Origin of the sequence: Bradyrhizobium sp. CCBAU 45389 (genome assembly GCF_028128625.1) — a bacterium.
Classification (GTDB): domain Bacteria; phylum Pseudomonadota; class Alphaproteobacteria; order Rhizobiales; family Xanthobacteraceae; genus Bradyrhizobium; species Bradyrhizobium liaoningense_B.
Genome location: NZ_LBIY01000084.1, coordinates 25,716 through 46,300, shown reverse-complemented (window position 1 = coordinate 46,300; position 20,585 = coordinate 25,716). Strand labels below are relative to the sequence as shown.

The window sequence follows — 20,585 nt, the reverse complement described above, 5'->3', positions numbered from 1 at the left end:
ACGTCCTCCGAACTTGATTGCAGCGATACTCGCTAGCTCTTTTATACTTGCCGCTTTCGGAGCGTTTTTCGCTCTCGCTGCGGCGCTCGCAGAGCTACGCAGCGTCGAGCTGCCGGAGGTGCTACATCCGATGATAGACAAATAGCAGCACCGTTGTCTGACTTCGGCTTGGGAGTATCCAGGGTTTTAGGGTTGGATTCAACGCTGTTCGCCCCGCAACTTCGTGCCGGTCAATTTCGATCGGGCATCAGCAGATCAGCAGCGCTGCCCAGCATTCCTTATGCACGCTAGACCTAGACCGTAGGAAACACCAATTAACCGACTCCCGATGAAGGCACTGAGGCTGCTCACGGGCGCTATCAACGAGCTGGATGCATCCCATCAACACTTTCTATTTTACTAATTCAACCCAATCACCGCATAAGTCGGTCGCCGGCTTACGGAAAGCAAAGTTCACGAATGTCGCGCGATAATGGATCCTTTTCAGCTTGGTCGCAGCGCCACCCAGGTCTGTCGTGGCTGCATCGAGCAATGTTTGACAGCGAGACACGCGGGGCACGAATGCAGTGCGATGACCAATCGCAGTTCGCGCGGAATCTATCACGTCGTCGCCTCTCCCCTTGGCACGATACTTGAAGACTCCAAGAAGACAGCTCTCACGCACACTGTTCGGCGATGGTAAATGCGTCCGCAGCATAGAACTCAGGCAGGTGAGCTGCCCTTTCCACCGGTGCAGGCTGGACTTTTCGCTCTGACGAGGCCTGTAGCGTCAACAATCCGATGCCCCCGCGGCGGCCTCCAAGCAAAGCAGTACCATCAGCTGTTGGCCCCCCAACGGAGTCGGTGCCATTGCCGGACGCGCTGGACAGCGCGACAATCCATTCAAATCCCGCGCCAACGACAACGCTCTTCGTTTTTCCCTAGACCCTCATCCGCCTTTGCAGTCCTTTCGCGGCACATGTGTGCCCGCCTCTATGGGACCGAGCGCACCTCCTGTGCAGCAATCACGTCCAGCGAAGCGTCGGGCATCTGCCGAACGGGAAACGATACCTCTACTCAGCCTGTCCTGCATTTCACCACTTTGGAGAAATACCGTGGAACTTGACCCTTCCAATTCACGCATACAGAACCTCGAGGATCGCATCGACCTGCAACTCGAGATCGTGGCTGCCCTCATGCGCGAAGAAGATAACGAGCTCGAAGCGATCCGATTACTTAATGCGCTCATAGGCCAAATGATTACGGCGGAATTGGAGCTCGGCCGGCTTGGCGACACGAGAACCGGCGACGGACGAATGCGACTGTCGCGAGACCGTGGCGTTTACCACCCCGAGGACCTTCAGGTTCTGGGACGCCTATTTGATCAGACTGTCGCGGCATTACCGGCCGCGCTGCGGACTTCCGCCAATCGAATGACGATCGCCAAACTCATTTTTTCACGTGCAGCAGCGGACTGAGATTTAATTTGCTTTTTTCTGAAGGTTGACGGCGTTGACCGAACGTTTATCGCTGGGCTGACGGTTGCGCTAAGGCCGTACGCACCAGCGATCGACATTTTCTATTTATGGGCTCACCATCCGTAGGCGCGCCGCTCCCGCTGGCTTGCCATATAGCAACTGCTCGCCACCACGTTCGAAACCAGGCTCGCTCTATCTTGCGCCGCGGACGACACATTATATTCCATCCAGCTGGACCTTGCTGTCTCTCGACGTCTGTGGCCAGCTGCAGGGGTCGAGAGCTCGGAAGCGCAACCCAACACATACGTGCGAGACCTCGGATGACTACCGCCGCTTCCGGTCCCTCGCTGCGCCGGCTTCCCTACGCCGGTCTGTCTCAAACCCGCAGCGAACGGGGCCGAACCGTCTTTGCCAGACGACAAAGAATCCATTATGGGAGCATCGCCATTGCCGTTGCATCTCGCTCCTCTCTAGGGCGACTGACCGGTAACAAACACCACACCCGGAGCAGGAGGCCATGCGCAGGTGACTCACCCGGCAATGGGCCATCGAGACATGTCAAAAAGCCGACAGACAAGTCACATCCGGAACACGCTACATGATCCACAATTCGACATCACAAGGACTATTGCGGTCTGGACGCTTCTTGGCTTGAGGGTGGAAAATGAGCGCGCGGTCCAATTCATCATGCTCGGCTTTAGTCGCGACTGGTGGGCGCCGATCTTCCGAGTAAATGAACAGGAGCCACAACTTGTGACTCGTGACCTACCAACAGGACCACTGCGGCAATGAAGTGCACGGTAACCCGTACTCGTCTCACTCGTTTCAGAATTATTCGAATGGTGCCCGTCACGACGTTCGGTCATCACAACTTCAACAAGCATCTTTATCCTCTCCTGAAAGCGCCGAGAGCAGCTCGGTAGAAAGTCTTGCAGAGCTGATGTCTTTCTTGCTTAGACATGCAACACAATCTCGGTTTGCTTTGCGAAGGTACTTCCTTTCAGGATGTCGAGGAGTGTTTGAATGGATCAGTTCTCTTCCCAGCAGGTGCCAGATGCCGTCGTGAGCGTCGCATTTGAGAAGGCTTGGAGCTTTGTCGAGAAGGATCCGCTGCTGGCACATAATCGCAAGGCCGTCCTTCATAGCCGACTGCGCACTTACCTCGAGCATTTGATAAGAAACGGAGAACGGAATACTCTGGATCTGGCAAACGAGGCGATACGCAACTTGCGGGCTGAACTGGCGCTGTCGCCCGAGCAACCAGGCGCTTGTACATGGACCGGCGAGAGCGTCCGGCGCCGTTGAGGTATTTAGGGCGCCTTTATCGTAGAACAATCGGGTCAGCACGTGGTCGAGCGGACTTTTCTCTGCTCATGTGCGGCCCCGTTGACGAGAACGTTCCCGAAAGCTGAGGCCTGCCGCTCCTCTGGCGACCGCAAGACCAGTAAGCTGAATACAGGCCCAATCGGGGGCGAGACGGGGCGGCCGCGCTAGTATTCCTCGCGCCAGGAAGCCGACCACCCTTTTCTGCCTCACCTTGAGCTCGGCCCGGGCTTGCGCAATTTCAAGCAAGAGCATTGTCTAGCATAGCCACAGCAGGCTTCGCGACCCATCGATCGGTGGTAGAGTTACGGACTTCGAGCTAGCTAGATTTGTGGTAGTTCCCGAGCCAGAGCGATCGAGCCTGCAACGGCCGGCATCGCTCAAGCGATAGCACACCGTGCCGAAAGAATGACCTTGAGCGCCCGAGGCGGGCCATCGGTCCAGCATTGTAGGGCGCGGCCTGGGTTTGTCGCTCCTTAGCGACAGAAGGAGCCAAACACCTCCCAGATTGCTTCGCGTCGTAGCTCATCATGAACGATCATGTCAAAGAACAATCCGCGCGGGGCAACCACTGCCGAGCCGTAGCGTCTCCGTAGAAGCGGAACAGCGGCAAGCTGCGGGCTCCGCAATCTGACGCCACGTACGATTGGTGACATTTCTTTCGAAGACATGTGGTGCGGCAGTTACAGCAATTCGCGTTCATGTTGTTAAACGCACGGCGCCGGGGGGCACCGAAAGGAAACGACACTCGAATGAAAAAGATTCTGATTCTGACTGCCATTATGGGCGCACTCGGTGCGGCCACTCCCTCATTCGGCACGGACCTGGCCGGGCAGCCTGTCAAGGTCAAGGCGGCACCGCTGCCGGTCGCAGCCCCGATCATCGATTGGTCCGGCTACTATATCGGCGCCAATGGTGGCTGGGGAACGAGCAGCAATTGCTGGGATTTCAATGGCGTCGCTTCCGAGGGGTGCCACAATTCGACTGGCGGTACGATTGGCGGCCAGATCGGCTATCGTTGGCACATCTTCAACATGGTGTACGGCCTCGAAGGCCAGGGCAACTGGGCCGACTTCCGCGGCTCCAATGTCAGCACCGCCTTCCCGGCAGACACCGTTGGCACCACGACAGATGCATTCGGTCTACTCACGGGCCATATTGGATACGCGTTCAATGCTATCCTCCTTTATGGCAAGGGCGGCGCTGCGCTGACCAGCAACACCTATCACGTCAACTCGGTGGCAACTGGCACAGAGATTGGCAAAAACAGTGATGTTCGCTGGGGTGGCGTGCTGGGCGCCGGTGCCGAAGTCAGCCTCACGCCGAGCTGGTCGGCTGGCGTCGAGTATAACCACTTGTTCATGCAGCGCAGCAACATAAGCTTCCCAGCGGCCCTTGGCGCGGATCGCGTGCACCAGGACATCGATCTCATCACGGCACGGCTCAACTACAAGTTTGGCTCGCCGTTTGCCAGATAAAGGTCCCCCCGCGCTTGCTTGAATCGGGACCCCGACCGGCGGTCGGGGTTCTTTCCTCAGCTGTCCCTCTCCCTAGGGACCCCTGTCCTACTTCCGGAGCAAGGATTGCGAGCGCGTCTGAGCAAAGGATCACGCGCTCGATGGAGAGAGGCCGCCATGCTCCGACCAGTGAGCATTAGATCCGCCGATTCCACATCTCACCGACCCTACGAAGCCCCAGAGCCTCACCCAGCGCGAGATGCAGACTTGCCCAAAGGAGCGTTATATCTGCGAGTTCGCCGAAAGCGCCATGGTCAACTTGCCAGAAACTGGGAGCCAAAGATGTGACAGTTGGCGCTCGTTCCTTAACTGAATTCAAAGAACATCGAGGCGAATAGCTATCGCGACTGCTTGAATCCGGCTGGTCGCGCCCAGCTTTCCCATCGTATTCTCGACATGAAAAATGACTGCATTGTCGCTGATTCCCACGATCATCCCAATTTCCCATGACGATTTTCCCTCTCCGACGCCATTCACCGCATTCGTTGCTCTGCCGGCGACTGCGCCAGGATGATCGCATCGTCAGGCAGCCGAGATAGCGTCATCATCCTTGCTCCGAGGCGATCGACAAAGTACTCGCTGATGGCGGAGCTGGCGAAATCGGAGATCATCGCCTGTCGTCCTTGTGGATCGAATCGGTGCGAACACAAAGATGCCTCCACCTTACTCATGCCCCTAGTGATAGACGGTCCGAGGGCCCCCGGGACTGTGCCGGCGACAAGAACCAAGCAGCACTAACGGCTAGATGCTTGGGTCTGTTTAGCTTGCATGGCGAGAAAACGCAGTTGCGTCCGAACGACGCTTCGCTTTCTCTCGAATGCGAGCACGGCGATCCTGGGCTCTGAACTTCGCGATACACGTAAGGTAGAGCACGCGCGTTTCGGTGCGGGACTCGATCTGCGTCTTGTCAGTACCAATTCCCTGCTTTCAGATGAAGACAACAGAAGCGTCATCTTTTTTCCCAATCTTTCACATCGCCCATCGCTAACCTGTCGCTGATCGTCGGCGTGTGACAGCGCCGGTGACGCGATCGATGAGCAGCACGGAAGATCCGATGCAGACGCCATGCTCTCCACATTGTTGTCCGACGCTTCATCGGACCCGTCCGGCAGGCCCGGGACAAACGAACCGAACGGGCAGAAAAGGGCCACGTCAAAAGCGCAACAAGAGATAGCCGCAGTCGCGAGACCTGCTTGATGCGGAAGACATTTTGCATGCGCATCTCCAGAAGGAAGCCCCCCGGATCGGACTAGCAAGTGCCATACCAACTGTTGATTTCGCCAAAATCAATCGTCGCAGAAGGGCTTCGAACGCGGACGGTTCGTTGCGAGGTAGGTGCCTCGAAGCATTCATGACATGGGGAGGGAAGGCGACAGCACCATCGCGAACCGCGGCACGAGGTGAGCTACAGCAAGAAATGCAGCTCACCTCGGCCGCCCCCTCCTCGAGTGCCGTCCTCTCAGGGACTCACCCCCCTATTGGGGCCCAGTCAACTACCAACCTCGGCAATTGATGGGAGGGTCCACACATGGCACTCGCTAAGGAACTTGAACTGACTGCACCTCCGGCCGCGCGATTCGGGGAAACGATTAGAGCCGCCCCCGATCGGAAACACAATTTGAGCCGCACCAGATGCACCAATCATGATGGGCTTGGTAAAACAGGGCGAAGGTCGTCGCCAAAATCGGTGAAGCATGGCTTCCCTGCTCTTCGCGATCATCTCCCTGCTATATGCGAGCGTTGGCCAGGCTGGCGGTACTGCATTCCTCTCGCTGATGGCATTCTTTGGTATGTCATCGACAGAGATGCGCCCCACGGCGCTTGGTCTCAACATTGTTGTCGCGACCTATTCTACTTGGCTGTTCAACCGCAACAAGGTCGTTGACTGGACACTCCTGCGCCCTCTTCTTTTTTCGTCGATGCCAGCGTCACTTGCCGGTGGCTTGATTGTGCTCGAGGAGCAGATGTACAAAACACTGACCGGGCTCGTTCTTCTTCTGGCGAGCGCAGTAATGATCATGCACCGGGGACAAGCCGTCGATCGCGTCGGCGAAACTCCGCTCCGGGCAAGCGTGAGCATTGGCGCGGTCCTTGGCCTCGTCTCCGGCCTGACAGGGGTGGGCGGCGGTGTGTTCCTCGCCCCGACGCTCATCGCACTGAATTGGGCATCACCGAGGCAGACCGTCGCGCTATCCCCCCCTTTTATCCTGGCCAACTCCACAGTCGGATTCGTCGGAGCTCTTTTCACTGGCCAATTTCCTTCCCAGGATTTTGCTCTTTACACAATCGCCGTGCTGGCGGGTGCGGTCGCTGGAACAGTAATCGGCCTGAAATGGTTGAGCCAGACAGCCATCAGATACATACTGGCAGCGGTTCTGCTCGTTGCCGGCATCCAATTGGTTCGCACTTGAGATCGAAACGCACATCTTTCATGCGGGGATCCCAGCGCGGTCAAATCGAAGTACAAGGTTTCTGCAAGCCGCGGCTCAAGCCTGGTCCGAGCGCCTTGCCCAACTCTGAAAGCCGCCAACACGATGGCGAAAAGCCGTAGGGTCGAGCGACGGTGAGGCGGATCCGAGCGCGTTCCGGCTGATGGTCCTCAGCCGGACGGTCAGTACTAGATCGCATTCGGTTCACGCTTCCAATCGAGGGGAGGATCAACGTCGGGCAGGCCGGGCGAGCAAACGAGGCCGTCCATCAGGTGCTCTTCGTTCGGCACGCTTGGTTGAAGCCTCGCCAGGCCATAGCCGAGATCGGCGACGCCTCACCAGGAGGCTTATGTGGAACTGAATCTGGAGGTTCAACGCATTGATGCGACGCCAATGAAGACTACACAGATATCCGATCTGGCCGATCAACGGCTGCAACGGTGTTATCAGAAACGAAACGCCTCAACGATGAAGCAGAATAGAACGTATAGCAGATCGTTCCGAGCTCGCGTTTACCATCAGCACGACGTCCAAGTCGTTGTGAGTTGGTGACATGTATTTGGATCTGAACGAGATGCCGGCGAACCAAGGCGTCCCGACGCACCTCGCGGGGGGCGGTAAAGTGCGCCGGGGCCACCCCAACATCATCAGTACATCCGTGATGATGCTTCCCGCAATGAGACAAGCAGCGTGGCGGAATTGAGGCTCATTGATTTTTGCTTGAAACCAAAAAAAGTTTTTCGTGAGCTGCTCCAAAAGACTTGAATCGCACGTAGCGTCATGTGCTGCAATCGCACATCGCGCTCTGATCTAGCAAGTCACTTATCTCCGTGACGCTCCGGCCTTGAACGGGAGGCATTGCAGAGCAACCACGTCGACCTTTCCTCGGGAAGCCGGGTCGAACAGCAACAAGCTCAGCTGCCCTGCTGAGGTTTTAAGATCCCTGTTTGCGTCGCAAAGAGGTAGCACGCCAGGGAATGCGGAAACGACGCTGCCCGATGAGCGATTGATACTGCGCGCGGCTAGTCGCGGCACGCCGCGCCAATTCGAGCGTCCTTTTAGGAATTCATATGCCACCATAAACGTCCAGATAATCGCGGACGAGCGGCTCTCACTTCCAGGCCTGAACCCCTACGCTGCGTTTGGCAGTGACATCGAAAGCAGGCCAAACCTCAGGGACCGTTAGACCCCTTTGACATAACGCAAAGACATAACAGTGGGCATCGGTCAGCTTCATGCCGCTGGATCACGAGAAAGTTGGGCTTTGCAGACGTCTCTTCTGAACAAATATTGCGACGCTCGCCTGCCTTGGTACACCATATACCCGACCGTACCGGATTTCTCCGCGACTGTCGGTGCCAAGACTTGTGAGACGTGGTTGAGGCGGCTGCCGCCCGACGATCCCGTGTCGCTATACATCCATGTTCCGTTCTGTCGTTCTATCTGTTGGTATTGCGGCTTCCCTACAAGCCTCACGCGCAGCGAGCGACCGATCCGCAATTACTTGGCGGCGTTGCATGCCGAGATACTTTTGGTCGCAGAGCAAGCGCCTCGGGCTCTGCGGGTCAGCGACGTGCATTTCGGCGGCGGGACGCCGACCGCCATTGCACCGGCCGATTTCCTCGCCTTGATGGGTCTCCTGCGACGCCGCTTCGCGTTCAGCAAATCAGCTACCATTGCCATAGAAATCGACCCACGTGCGTTCACGGCGGAGATGGTCGAAACATTACAAGTGGCCGGCGTCAATCGCGCGAGCATCGGCGTGCAAAGCTTCGATCGGGTGGTTCAAAGGTCGGTGAACCGCGTGCAGAGCGAGGTGCAGACGGTGTCTGTCGTCGAAACTCTTCGCCAGCATGGGATAAGCCGCATCAATTTCGACCTCCTCTTCGGACTCCCACATCAGACGGTGCGGTCTTGCGTGGACTCTACACGGACGGCTCTGGCCATGCGGCCAGACCGGCTTGCGGTTTTCGGCTATGCTCACGTCCCCTCCTATATGAAGCGTCAGCGCCAGATCGATGAGACGGCGCTGCCGGACAATGTCGCCCGCGCCGAGCAAGCCGCGGCCATTGCAGATACGCTGGTCTCGGCCGGCTACCGCCAGATCGGGCTCGACCATTTCGCCCTGCCCAACGACGAGCTCGCGCTCGCGCAGAAATCGGGTCGGCTGCGCCGCAACTCCCTGGGCTATTCGGCTGATACCTGCAAAACCGTAATCGGCTTAGGTCCGTCAGCCATCGGCCGTCTGCGTGAGGGTTACGTCCAGAACGAGATCGCAACCGCCTCCTATCACGAACACATTCAGGCTGGTCGTCCGGCAACCTCAAAAGGCTACTGCCTCTCCCCCGAAGATCGCCTCCGCGCCGCAATTATCGAGCGTCTGATGTGCGATTTGCAGGCCGACGTACCAGCGATCTGTGCTGCTCACGGATTTGATCCGATTCCTCTTCTAAATTCGGCCAACCGGCTGGGAATGCTCGCCGACGACGGAATAGTGGACATTGAAGAGGGATTCATTCGGGTCAAGCAGGAACACCGGTTTCTCATTCGTGCTGTTGCTGCCGCATTCGACACCTATCTCGACCGTACCCCTATTAACTAAGCCGCGCATGTGAGCAGATTTCAAACATTTAAGCTCTTCGCGACGGAATGATCTGAAGAGGCACCTCCGGCAGAGGCACCTCCGGCAGACAGGCCAGATTTCGAGGATGCAGCGGCGGTGTCATGACAACGACCTTTCAGATATGGCCCTAAACCGGGAGGACTGACTAAAAGGAAGCCGATTTGGAGGAGAGGCGCAGCGGATTCCGCCGTTCAGGGCCACCGCTCGATCATGCCGAGAGGGCTCTGCCCCCCTCCCCTTGAGCGCTCTTGATAATGGTGACGGCCTCAGCGACGTGCCGCTGGAGACGCCGGCGCCCGCACCAGCGTCGGGAATTTTACGGCTGGATGGAGCTTTGCGAAGCTACGGTCCACCTCCTCGAGCACAGTTGGACACTCGACCACGCCTGCAGCATCTCAGACTCAAGGCTCGGCTGTCTTCGGTCCGGCGATCACTGGCGCGCCTCCGACGGAAACAGGTCCCCGTGGTTTGGACCGCCCGAAGCGTTTCCTGGCGACGCTCGAAACAGCCGGGCCTGGCGACGAAGGAGGCTCGGAAGCAGCAGAAGGGACAGGTGTTGAACTCTGCAGCGCATCGATCCGCGAAGTCAGCATGGTGATCCGATCCAGGATCCCTTTGAGGACATCCCGCTGGGCATCGATCCGGCGGTTGAGTTCTGCGATCTCATCACCAGTTTTCTGCTGTGCCCACTTTATCTCGGACAAGGATGCCCTGTCCTCCGGTGGCAGGCTCATCGTTGAAACGACTTCCCTGCTTTCCGGCGTCTCGACAGGCTCGTCAAGGTTAGCCGAAAGCCAGGCGCCAGCAGCACACGAGCCGACGAGGATAAGCGGGAGCACCAAAACCGGGAGAAGCCGTCTTGACGGCCCGCGCAAGAGCGGCCGCAAGTCTGAAGCGGCCGCCAGATCAATCAAATCCATTGTCCCTCGCTCAAGATCCCATTCCAGCAGGCTCATTTTGTCGACGCGATAGACTGCAATGCTCACGCGCTCCAGGAGCTGCCAGCGTCGACAATAATCAATCTTGGCGAGCTGCCCGATCGGCTGCGCCTGCTCCTATGAAACGCTCCTTCTCGAGCAACGCAGCGCGACAATTTGCGCGCGTTCTCCCTGATAGCGCCACCAAGGAGCAATGGTTCTCGTCTTTGTCGATTTTCTTACTGCGCCCAGGCACGAATGCAAACCGTCCACGGACTCCTGCAAGTGTTCGATGGAGCCCGGCTCACGCATTGCCCAGACCAGCAACTTTGTCTGGGACGCGCCACGTAAGCGCCACGGCTGATCGGCCGAGCCGCAATGGCGCGATTGGACCGGCAAACATTGCACCTGATCAACTACCAGTTCCGGCAGGTTGTTCGAGATGACGGGCACGTGGCAAGCGTGACCAACGAACGCCGCGCACATCAAGGTTTTGGATGCAAGACAGGTTTTGCCGCGCCGACGGCAGCCAGCAACTACTCGCCGATATCCGCCAAAGCTGCTCGATGGCTGATTCCTCCGATCTCCTGGGCCATCACGTTGGATGTTGTGGTGTGGCTGCCGCGCGGGCAAATTCAAAGGCTCTTCGGCCTTCGAGCCCGCCGATCGTCTCGTGTTTCTCTGACAACGATACCAATGAAGCGCTTCGTAAAGCCAAGCCTCTTGCACGGCGAGCCTTGCTTTCTGGTCGCTGCCGTTTGGTCCAGAGAGCCGCCTTCGATGCAGATGCGCGGCACCGCCAGACTCGCCTGACTCACAGTGAGCTAGGTGGACATTCGCAATGTTCTGGTGGCCAGGGCAGCAAGCCCCCGCGCGCTCGCGAGCATTTGCCGAGCCAGCGCTCTCCGCTGGCTCTCGGCGCACCGGCGTCATGCACAAGCAAAGTTTCGGACCAGATCATCATCGCGCCGCGAGCTGAGAGGTTCAGGACGCCTGAGTGGCTCTGTTCGGATAGATCGAGTTCTGGCTCTTCCCCCTCACCCTCGGACGCGAAACGACGCCGACGATGCCGCTTGCTCGTCATTGCGAGGAGCGAACGACGCGATCCAGACTGCCGCCGCGGAGGAATTCTGGATTGCTTGGCTGCGCACGCAATGACGATGTGGAAGCAGGCGCGTGCCACACTGGGCCGGGAGCTCACTCCGGGCCAATCAGGCCGCATTTCAATCTATTCATGGCCGGCAGACATGGACCCGAACTACGCCATGCCTGATTGCCTTCTTGCGACGACCTCGCCTCGGACATACTCGGCTACGGCAGCACTTTCTTTCAATTTAAGACCAAGGGGAAAGCAATCTGGGCTTGTTAGCGCACTTTCGCTAGCGGCTTGTCTGGTCGGCAATTCCGTACTGGCACAAACTGCGAGCGGACTTGATCCTAGTAACCCCCCTCTGGATCAGGCCAGCAAAAGAGGAAAGACTCCCGACCGGGCCGCAAAGCTCCCGATCGACCTGATCCCTCAGGCAATCCGCCCTCCTGCCCCGGCGCCAGCAGCAGGTCCCGGAGTGCGTTTCGAGAAGCGCGCCAATGCGGACAGGGCTGCTCAGACGAGACCGCAAAAAACCGTCGATCCCTTCCAAAGGTACGACAATCTGCGTGAAAAAGGGTTGTGGTTCCCCATCCCTGGTCCTGCAGATACGATTGATCAGGACAAGGGGGGCGTTAGATCTGCTCTGGCGGACGTCGGCATCGGCTATATCGGGTGGACACATAACTCCTTTGCGAGCAACCAGCTACCGCATGCAGCCAGAAGCACTATCGCAAACCAGCTCTATATGGGCCAGAATCCGACTATCGCGTCGGCGAACCTCATGATCGTCACCTACGATCTGAGCCGGTTTGGCATTGCCGACGGACAGATTGTCGTAGGAGCCGAGCAGCAATACTGGACGTGGGATCGCCCAGGGCCAGATCGAGTGGGACTCAATACGCTCGCCTACTATCAGACTTTCTTCGACAGGACACTAGAACTCAAACTTGGCTACCTCAGAAACCAGAATGAATTCACCGGCACATTGTTCGGAGGGATGACAGGATCGAACATGTCTGCCTTGTTCCAGGCTGGGATGAGCACCAATGCCGCGCCGACGCCCGCGGCCAACTTGAAGTACAATTTTGACGCTCGCTTGTACAACAAGGTCTCCGTCCAGCGCTCAATCAGTCCAGATGGTGCCTATGCCCATATAACCGAGAATCCCACCGGCTTGAAATGGAGCACGGCCAATGCAGGCATCCTTCTCGTCGAAGAAGCTGGCTACAAGAGCAAGGCTGCTCCCGGCGTACCCGACACGTGGCTGCGGGCGGGCGTTGGTTTGAACAGTAGCCGCTACACGAATTTGGCGGATCCCAAGCAACAAAGGGAGACCGGAAATAATTTTCACTACATCGCTGCGGACAGGCAGCTGTGGCAGAGTGACGCCCTTGGGTCGCCGTCTCGCGGCATCTACGGCGGCTTCTCCGTCATGGGAGCTCCACCTGAGCGCAACAGGATCAGCCGGTATTACGAGCTTCGTCTTTACGCGAAGGGACCTTTTGATAACCGGCCCAGTGATCTGATTGCTCTCGTTGCGACCAACACGGCCTGGAGTAAGCTTGCAGTGGATGCTGCTCTGGCAAAAGGCCAGCTTGCGCACCGCGATAGCACAGCAGTCACGGGAACATACATCGCGCATCTCGCTCCGGGGATATATGCAAGCGTCGGACTGTCATACATTCATTACCCGACAAGCATCACACATACGCCCCAAACGGAACACGCACTCAATCTGTTGGTATCTACGTTGATATTCTTCTGATCATGGCAAGCGCCGTTCTGCTCCGACGTTATCGTGACGCATTGGGACCGGACCTTCGCGCCCCTTGAAGCGATCGGCCGCACCTGCGCTAAACGTTCGAGGGAAGCAAATTACGTGGGGGCAACGACCCTTTTTTCGAGGACATTTTTCCAGATTGTCTCGCCTGACAGCAGGTTCACACCCTGCAATCTACGATGGTTTGCGAGAGCCTCCCGATCAGATCTCGGTTACAGCTACTCAGTGTGAGCGGGGTGGCACTCCGAGCATGAGCTGGGACAGATAAGGAATGTCGCCCACGCTCCAGCGAACCGCTAGCGCGACGGCAACAATCATTGTCCCGCGAAATGCAGCCGCGGCAGACCTCATTGTGGGGTCCCAAAGTTCTCCATACTGTATGGAATCCATGAGACGGAATACCGTACCCTGAATCAAGTACAGCACGAGCGTGCTCGGCCCCAATTTCGCGGCGATAAAGCGGACCACCCGATTTGAGTGACCAATATTCCAGCATCGTAGCAGGATCTCAATCATTATCACTGAGGCAGCTGCGGAGCCGAGAAACATCAGGAGAACATTTTTTGCCGACTGCAAATCCTGGACCAAAGCGAGGTTGTTGTAGACATAAGTATCGTTACGCCAGGCCAGAAAGAACATCATAGCCGCTATCGAGGCAGACATAATCAAGAACGGCCTGTGAGAGCGCATTATGCTCGTCCACCGTTCTCTAGACTGCGCAAATGAGAATCCCAGGCAAAAAAACGGGTACATATACTTTATAAGAGGGAATATGGAGAAAGTCAGAGGCGCAAGCACGACCAGAATGACGGATACGAACAAGGCCCAGGGCGACCAACGATTGAAGATCGAAATAGTTTTAGCGAGAATGAAACAAATGAACGCGGCCCAGACGAACCAGTATGTGCCGACGAACTCATTCAGGAACTGCAAAACGGTGCCTGGTGCGTCCGTCGATCGGGGAAACACGGTAAACTTCAATGACGCCAGAAGAGAGCACCAAAACAGCATCGGCACCAGGAGCTGCGTCGCACGATCGCCGATAGCTTGCGTGAACGACTTTACCAGTAGCGCTCGGCAAGAAAGATAACCGCTTATCGCCATAAAGAGGGGCATGTGGAACATGTAGATCCATTTGAAGCATGCCGAATCCCAAAATCCTGCGTTTTGGTAGAGGATATATTGGATCAGGTGACCAACGATCACTAAAATGATGAGAACTCCTTTGATGAAGTCCAAAGCGAGATCGCGATCGTACGCTGTCTCAGGCACAACCTTTCCTGTTACTTGATGTATCAACATCTCGGCACACTTATGCAGCCAGCCGAATACATGCTCGGGGTTGGCCAACACCTATTGTTAAGGGCACGTGTTGCGTAGTCTGTTTGCATGGAAATCGAGATATCAGATGACAGCGGAGACAATTGTCACCGAGAGTCTACGCTCCAATAGCTGACTGTGCGATAAAGACCGAAAGAAAGGGGGAAACGAGCTATACGATGGTTTATCGATTTTTGTCGCACCAAGCTCGCTTTCATCGGCTTCCCTGGTTCAGCGGGACCTTGCACTCTGCTCCCGAGCAGGCCAGGTGTTTGCAGCGCAGCGCGAGGAGACTTTACATAGCGCAATACTGAGCTGCGCGTGAAGGCTTAAGCTATGCGTTGCGAAGTACCGCGCCCGCCGAAGAATTTGGGCCGCCATCAGGAAACGCCTTCGTCAGCAAACTTTCGTTTGGTGGCCATGTTCTTGGCGCTTGTCCATCGCCTGCACTCGGCGCGGTGCTCCATCGATCACGAATTCGTTCGATCTGTAGTAGCTGCGGTTTTCAAGACAAGAATTGTCGGACTATGTGAAAGGATCAGGGATGCAGAAAGCAAGTCCGGGCATGCACCAAATTCGTAGAATCCCTTGGCAGATTCTACGTGCCCCTGCAACAGATCCATCGCCTGCCAAAGGCCTCGCATAGAACGCCTTACGCGAGCTGCCCCGCCGAAAGCCCGATTGCCGTCCTGCTGCCTCTTCAGCCACGTTCAGGATATATGCGCACGCGCTGGCGGCCTTCGCTCTCCTCCAATTCGCCCCTGTAAGGCACTCCGCGGATCTCGAAATAGGTTGGGCGCCCAACTTCGGGCATGATACGCTGGCCTTCGAGGGCGCGGACAAGATAATCCGGCAGGAATCGCTCGCGGTGCTCCCAGCCCCCGCGGATCAGATACCCAAGATCAACGGGCCCCTCACCGGATTGCGCCGCTGGCACGATCGGCCGGGGACGGTGGAGCGACTGAGACGGGCCAGGTTCATCCGGCTGGCTCAGGCGGGGATGATGGATCAGGCGAACATCCCTGCGGCCTCCCGGTCCAAGCGTCGCCGAATAGCGCTCCCCATTGATCACAAACTGACTTGGCCCGAACTGGTTTGGCAGCAGATGGATATTGCCCAATACATCGATCAACACGTCTGAAGCCGCCTGGGAGCCGTGGCGCCAGCCGGCGCCAACGATCGCTCCTATATCCCGCAGCTCCGGAGCCGCCCCTGGCGGTCCTGCGAACGACGAAGCGGCTGCAAATTCAGATGCTGGCGCAGAGCGCGCATCGTCACGCAAGTCGTGCGGTGTGGGTGGATCCAGATCAACGAAGGAATCCAGACCGCCGTAGATGTTTGACGATCGAGGCCTCACGGACGACGGCGATGCGGGGTCTTGCATCTGTTGCCCAAGCCAGGCCCAGGCTCCCTGGCTGGGGGTGGCCGGTGTAGCAGGAAGCTCAAGTGGCGGATGCGCTTGCGCGGCCCAGTGCGGCGCTGGCTCTGGTGAGGCAGGTCCGTGGATCTGCTCGCCAAGCCAGTTCCAGGCTCCGGCGCTCGGCGTCGCCGGGGTTGCGGGAAGCTGCTGCGACGAACCGGCCTGCCAGTGGCTGCGCGGCGGTGGCATCAAGATGTTGGGCCCGTGGACCTGCTCGCCACGCCAATCCCAGGCTCCCGCGCTCGGGCTACCTGGCGTTGCGGGAGGATCCTGCAGTGAATGCGGCTGTCGAGCAGCTTGCCGAGAAGGCTGGCCCGGATCCTCAGGAGGCCTCAATCCAAGCGCCCTGTTCGCCTCCAGGATTTGCGCGTATTGGCCAAGCTTGACCAGATCAGCGTTGATCTTCTTATCCTTGGTTTCGCGCTTGTACTCCTCGAGATCCCGGACAAACTCGGGGGTGGAAAGTCGGCCGGCCATCGGTGGCCTATTATTCGTCTGCAGCCACTCACTCAGCCTAGACATGCGGCGAGCTTGCCTGTCGATCGTCTCCGGCTCGATCCTGCGTGTTGCCTTTTCCGCCGTCGCCCACATGCCGATGAGGGTTGCGTCCGCGCCGTGAGGAGCCAGTCGGCGGAGATCAGGCGCCAGGGCGTTTCCGGCACAGACCTCACGGAGCTTCTTCAAGGCCGCCTTGATGCGCGTACTGCGGTCCTTTGCGTAGGTATCGACATCCTGATCGAGTTCAGCTTCCAGCTGCTCGTTTTCCACCTGCGGGTTGTCCTGCTGCGCGTTTTCCAATTCTCGGCGAATTCGATCCGCAATTGAGGGCCTGCCGGCCGTGCTCAGGCGCACGCTCAAATGGCGCAGATCGGCTGCCGCATTCTTGATCGTGCCGTCGGTGAGCTTACCCGCCGCGTTGTTTCTGAAATCTTTTATCAGCACCTCGTCCGCGTCAGGGACAGGCGCCCCGCGCGTCCGGCCCGGCTGCCTAGCGTAGTCAATGCGAAGATTCGTGGAAAAGGTGTCCGCCTGTCCCGCGTCGCGCGAGGACTTTTCGCTGCTGCTCCCGCCAAAAGCCTTGCCGACTCCCGACTTGAAGCGTGACCATAATCCGCCGTTTTTTCCGCTCTTGGCCGACGCGGCAGACTCTGCGTACGGAAAGCTGTAGCGAGCGCTGCTGAACAGATCATCTCGCAAACTAGGCTGCGGCACTTGCGCCGAAGCGGGAAGCTGAAAGCTGGGAATGTCTACGCTCCGGCGCCTGTCGCCCAGCGCACTCTCTCTAAAAGCCGAGTGCGGCGGCACCCGCATCGACCCGCCGAAATTCTCCCGCCCGACTGCTCGCCCCTCTCCTTTGGGAGCCCGATCAGGCGAACTTGACTTGCTCTCATCAGAGGGATCGAGATGCAAACCCTCCAGCTGCCGTTCAAAATCACCGTGCTCACTTAAGTTGTCCCCTCGCTGCGCGGTCCGCCCCTGCAGCGCGGCGTACTCCCGCATCCAGGCTCCTAAATCGAAGAATGGGTCAACCGGATCCACCCTGCTCTCCTCATGTTTGTATAAGCCCTACAGCAATCGGTACTGCCTGGTAGCAGATCGTCTACGAAGAAAACGATTGTCGATTGTTGTAGCCGCAACCTTTCGGAAAGCTGACGAGATCAGGACATTGCTCCGCGATTAACAGCCTCGCATGGGCGCCGCCTGGCGACAGGACGGGGCACTCCAATTTTTCGCAGCTCTTCGCAGGCCTGTTCCAATCGCCGAAATTCGTAAACCGATAAGACCGATGGATCGCCCGTCGCTTGTGCGAGGAATTCAAGCATCACGGCCGGGTTCACTCAGCCGCGATCCGATGTAACGCGCGCTGGCAGATGGAGCGTCTTAACGAGCTCTCTTAAAAGTGGCGTAACAGCCGAAGCGCTGCCCCTCACACTCCCAGCAGTTTCGTTGCTGCACACCACTCTCAATTATGTCCGCTCGCCTCCATCATTCATCCGAGGATCGCCGTCGTCCCCCCACCGTGAGCGTTTGCTTTTTCTTCCATCGATATGGTTCCATTGGCAGCCAATCTGTGGCACCCCCGAAGAACGCTCCCAGCGACCATCTCGCGGCTTGGCCATCTGTCAGTTGATGGGAGTGAGGTTCGCGCCCTGAGGGATTAGCCCCGACCCCGAAGGATCTATATTCGGCATAATAGCTGGTGCTCAAGTTGTTGGTCTTGCCGGGAGTCCATTCGCGCCAGCCTTCCGCAATGACCTGTGCTTCTATCTTTGTCCACAGGAAGACCACTGTGGCGTACGGCCGCCAGGGGCGGCCAAGCGCGATATAGCGCGCGGCAGGGTCGGCACTTAAGGTGCAATGATCAAAAGCATAGCCGCTGTCCTCATCCGGTGCAGCCTTGCTCTGAGCGGTAAAGACGACCGCTTGATTGGCGATGCCGTGTAACTCACACCGCCGGAACCAGGCCTTGGCGTTGCCAAATACGAAATCGACGTGCCCTTCGATGTAGCAGTTCGAGAAGTATTGCCGTGACATTCTGCCGTTTGGTCCCTTGCCGGCAAACAGCGTGTCCTGGGCTCCGAGCAAGCGGACACGCGTAACGACGTCCCTGTCTCCGGTAAGGGACAGCGCGACCGCCTGCGAGGGTGGATTGACCGGATTGAGGGCGTAGTCGTTCTGGATGGTCAGGTTCTCGAGCCGAAAGTCATCGCCAGTGGCATCCAGCGTAGCCGAGCGGGCGGTTCCTCCTACGTTGATCGCGCTGTCGCCATACACAATAACGGTATCCTCCGGATTGCTACCAGTCCCTGAGAGATGAACACCGGATTTGGAGATTTTGACCTTCTCGCGATAGATGCCTGGCGCGATCTGGACATCTCCGCCTTCCGCCGGCAATGCGTCGATGGCCTGCTGCACGGAGTGATAGTCTGCACTTCCGGCATGCGACACCAACAGTGGCTCAGCGCACGCCGCGGGGATGCAGAAACATCCCGCCAGAAGCACAGCGGAGGAAACGAAAATACGCATGGATCCTACACTCGTTGAGCCAGCGGCACGCTCGACGCAGTCGATAGAGCGTATCTCAGCAGGATAGCCGTCACATTGGACAAGAGATTTTCATCACCAAATCAGAACCTGCACGTCACCTTCGCATTTTTCGGCCCTCCGCAATCGTCGGCCAATTGCAACCAACTCGGGACATAAGGCCGACCTTCGTCAACACCAGTGCCCGGCCCGGACGCGGAACTCACCACCTGAGTTCGGCGCCGGGGGTAGTGCTTACCGATTGCCATCGCGGAATGCCCTGGAACATACCTCCGATCCGCGCAGCGGTTGTGTAGCTCGGCCGGGCAGCGGCGGCGATACGTCAGAGTGATTTGCGGTGACCTTGACATGTTCAACCTGCCAAGTCGCGGAATTGGCAAACCGGACATCTTCGAGTGTCACGTCAAGTTTATGCCCCTCGTCTAAGCCGCGCATCAGCAACACACCAGTATCGCCATGCACGTGACGGAGAACAATTTGCCGATAGACCGGAACCCTCGTGCCTTGTGCGCGCGGATCATATTTTGTATCGAAAGCTAGCGGCCACCGGTTGCCCCTCAGGCACACGTACTCATAAGTCACGCTCTCGACGAGACCGCCTCGACTAACATCGCTCTTGATGCGCAGGCCCGACGTCGTACCATCGAGCGTCAGATTACGCACCAATATGTCTCTGACCCCGGAATTCACCTCACTGCCGATCGACATGCCATGCCCCCAGCCGAAATAATTATCAATGATCGAGATATGGCTGCTCGAGCCATTGTCGCCGGCCTTGATTGCGACGTTGTCGTCACCCGTACGGATCGAGCTATGGGTGATGGTTACATCCTGACTGGCGCCAGGGTCGATACCATCCGTATTGCGGGCATCCGCCGGTGAATCGATCGTGAGGCCCCAAAACGTGGCACCTTCGACCCGGTTCATCGCGACATGAAAATTCGGAGAGTTGCGCAAGGTGACACCGGACAGCGTAATATCCTGCGCATGATCGATCTGGATCAAGCGCGGCGCGTTCTGGTTGCCGCCCTCCGCTTGGGCGCGGCGCGCCAGCTGCCACCAAGTTTCCGCTCCGCCGCCAATCGTTGCGCCGCCCTGACCATCGATGATGCCCTCCCCGTAGATGCCACCGCCACGCGTTTTGGAAAAGCTGATAAACGGCCGGCAACCGTCACCCTTGCCTGCAACGCGACCACATTGTCCGAGGCCTTTGTCGTAAGCAGCAGGCTCGGGGATGGCGGTCAGGATCGCACCGCGCCCCACCCATAAGGTCACGCCCGATTTCATCTCAAGTGGGCCCGACCGGAACTCGCCACGCCCTAAATACACAGCGGCCCCGGAGTGGCATTGGTCGATTGCATCTTGCAACGTGGTCGTATCTTCCTTGCCAGACGGAACGGGGCGATCGCACACCGTATGAGGTGCAACAGGTTCGGTGATAATCCGGCGGTCTTGCGCTTTCGCGGCGGGGACGACAACCATGGAGATAAGTGTGGACAGTAGGGCGCAGTTGCGAAAACGCTTTGTCATTGACCTCCTCGTACTTTGTCACGCATCCCCGCCCCGGCCCTGTCTGGTCTGGAGCGCTAGCTCGATCGAGCCGTCGCGCGCGTCAGTGGCCCGCGCAGGCGCACCCTTTGCGCTTTATTCGACCGAAAACACCC

14 protein-coding genes are annotated in these 20,585 nt (G+C 58.0%); 7 read left to right on the top strand and 7 right to left on the bottom strand.

Annotated elements, in window-relative coordinates; genetic code table 11:
* Positions 1-1,094 precede the first annotated feature (1,094 nt).
* The 3 genes from XH79_RS14675 to XH79_RS14665 all read left to right on the top strand — a co-directional run bounded on the left by XH79_RS14675 (position 1,095) and on the right by XH79_RS14665 (position 4,258).
* The gene (locus XH79_RS14675) at positions 1,095-1,457 is read left to right on the top strand and encodes a NolY (RefSeq protein WP_128948425.1); all 363 of its coding nucleotides are present in this window, start codon (positions 1,095-1,097) and stop codon (positions 1,455-1,457) included.
* A gap of 1,023 nt (positions 1,458-2,480) precedes the next feature.
* Positions 2,481-2,762, top strand: a complete 282-nt coding sequence (locus tag XH79_RS14670) for a hypothetical protein (RefSeq protein WP_271526450.1) — start codon at positions 2,481-2,483, stop codon at positions 2,760-2,762.
* Positions 2,763-3,532: 770 nt separating this feature from the next.
* On the top strand, positions 3,533-4,258 hold the full coding sequence (locus XH79_RS14665; protein WP_128948423.1) for an outer membrane protein: 726 nt from the start codon (positions 3,533-3,535) through the stop codon (positions 4,256-4,258).
* 354 nt (positions 4,259-4,612) lie between these two features.
* On the opposite strand, the gene XH79_RS14660 is transcribed toward XH79_RS14665, so the two are convergent.
* Positions 4,613-4,774, bottom strand: coding sequence for a helix-turn-helix domain-containing protein (locus XH79_RS14660; RefSeq protein WP_128948422.1), 162 nt, complete (start codon positions 4,772-4,774; stop codon positions 4,613-4,615).
* Entirely contained in the window at positions 4,771-4,908 is a 138-nt protein-coding gene (locus XH79_RS14655; protein ID WP_164937383.1) for a hypothetical protein, read from the bottom strand. Before XH79_RS14655 ends, XH79_RS14660 begins: the two co-directional genes overlap by 4 nt.
* A gap of 1,083 nt (positions 4,909-5,991) precedes the next feature.
* Between XH79_RS14655 and XH79_RS14650 the strand changes: the two genes are divergently transcribed.
* A complete protein-coding gene (locus tag XH79_RS14650; RefSeq protein ID WP_271526451.1) occupies positions 5,992-6,708 on the top strand; it encodes a sulfite exporter TauE/SafE family protein in 717 nt (238 codons plus the stop codon).
* Positions 6,709-7,990: 1,282 nt separating this feature from the next.
* Positions 7,991-9,328 carry an oxygen-independent coproporphyrinogen III oxidase gene (gene hemN / locus XH79_RS14645; RefSeq protein ID WP_271526919.1) on the top strand — a complete coding sequence of 446 codons (1,338 nt, stop codon included), beginning with the start codon at positions 7,991-7,993 and terminating at the stop codon, positions 9,326-9,328.
* A 422-nt stretch (positions 9,329-9,750) separates the two neighbouring features.
* Here the strand turns inward: hemN and XH79_RS14640 are convergent, their stop codons facing one another.
* Positions 9,751-10,335, bottom strand: a complete 585-nt coding sequence (locus XH79_RS14640) for a hypothetical protein (RefSeq protein ID WP_271526452.1) — start codon at positions 10,333-10,335, stop codon at positions 9,751-9,753.
* A gap of 309 nt (positions 10,336-10,644) precedes the next feature.
* On the opposite strand from XH79_RS14640, the gene XH79_RS14635 reads away from it, so the two are divergent.
* Together XH79_RS14635 and XH79_RS14630 are read left to right on the top strand one after the other, a co-directional pair.
* Complete coding sequence (locus XH79_RS14635) at positions 10,645-11,079, top strand: hypothetical protein (RefSeq protein WP_271526453.1); 435 nt, start codon at positions 10,645-10,647, stop codon at positions 11,077-11,079.
* Positions 11,080-11,831: 752 nt separating this feature from the next.
* A complete protein-coding gene (locus tag XH79_RS14630) occupies positions 11,832-13,121 on the top strand; it encodes a carbohydrate porin (protein WP_271526454.1) in 1,290 nt (429 codons plus the stop codon).
* 237 nt (positions 13,122-13,358) lie between these two features.
* Here XH79_RS14630 and nolL read toward each other — a convergent pair whose 3' ends face one another.
* From nolL to XH79_RS14610, 4 genes are all read right to left on the bottom strand, one after another.
* Positions 13,359-14,438 carry a nodulation factor fucose acetyltransferase NolL gene (nolL, locus tag XH79_RS14625; protein WP_271526921.1) on the bottom strand — a complete coding sequence of 360 codons (1,080 nt, stop codon included), beginning with the start codon at positions 14,436-14,438 and terminating at the stop codon, positions 13,359-13,361.
* A gap of 718 nt (positions 14,439-15,156) precedes the next feature.
* Positions 15,157-17,415 (bottom strand): hypothetical protein, encoded by a 2,259-nt coding sequence (locus XH79_RS14620; RefSeq protein WP_271526455.1) that lies wholly within the window; start codon positions 17,413-17,415, stop codon positions 15,157-15,159.
* Between the two features lie 447 nt (positions 17,416-17,862).
* Positions 17,863-18,825: a pectinesterase family protein gene (locus XH79_RS14615; RefSeq protein ID WP_271526923.1), complete on the bottom strand. Its 963-nt coding sequence runs from the start codon at positions 18,823-18,825 to the stop codon at positions 17,863-17,865.
* A gap of 330 nt (positions 18,826-19,155) precedes the next feature.
* Entirely contained in the window at positions 19,156-20,451 is a 1,296-nt protein-coding gene (locus XH79_RS14610) for a glycoside hydrolase family 28 protein (protein WP_271526456.1), read from the bottom strand.
* Positions 20,452-20,585: the final 134 nt, after the last annotated feature.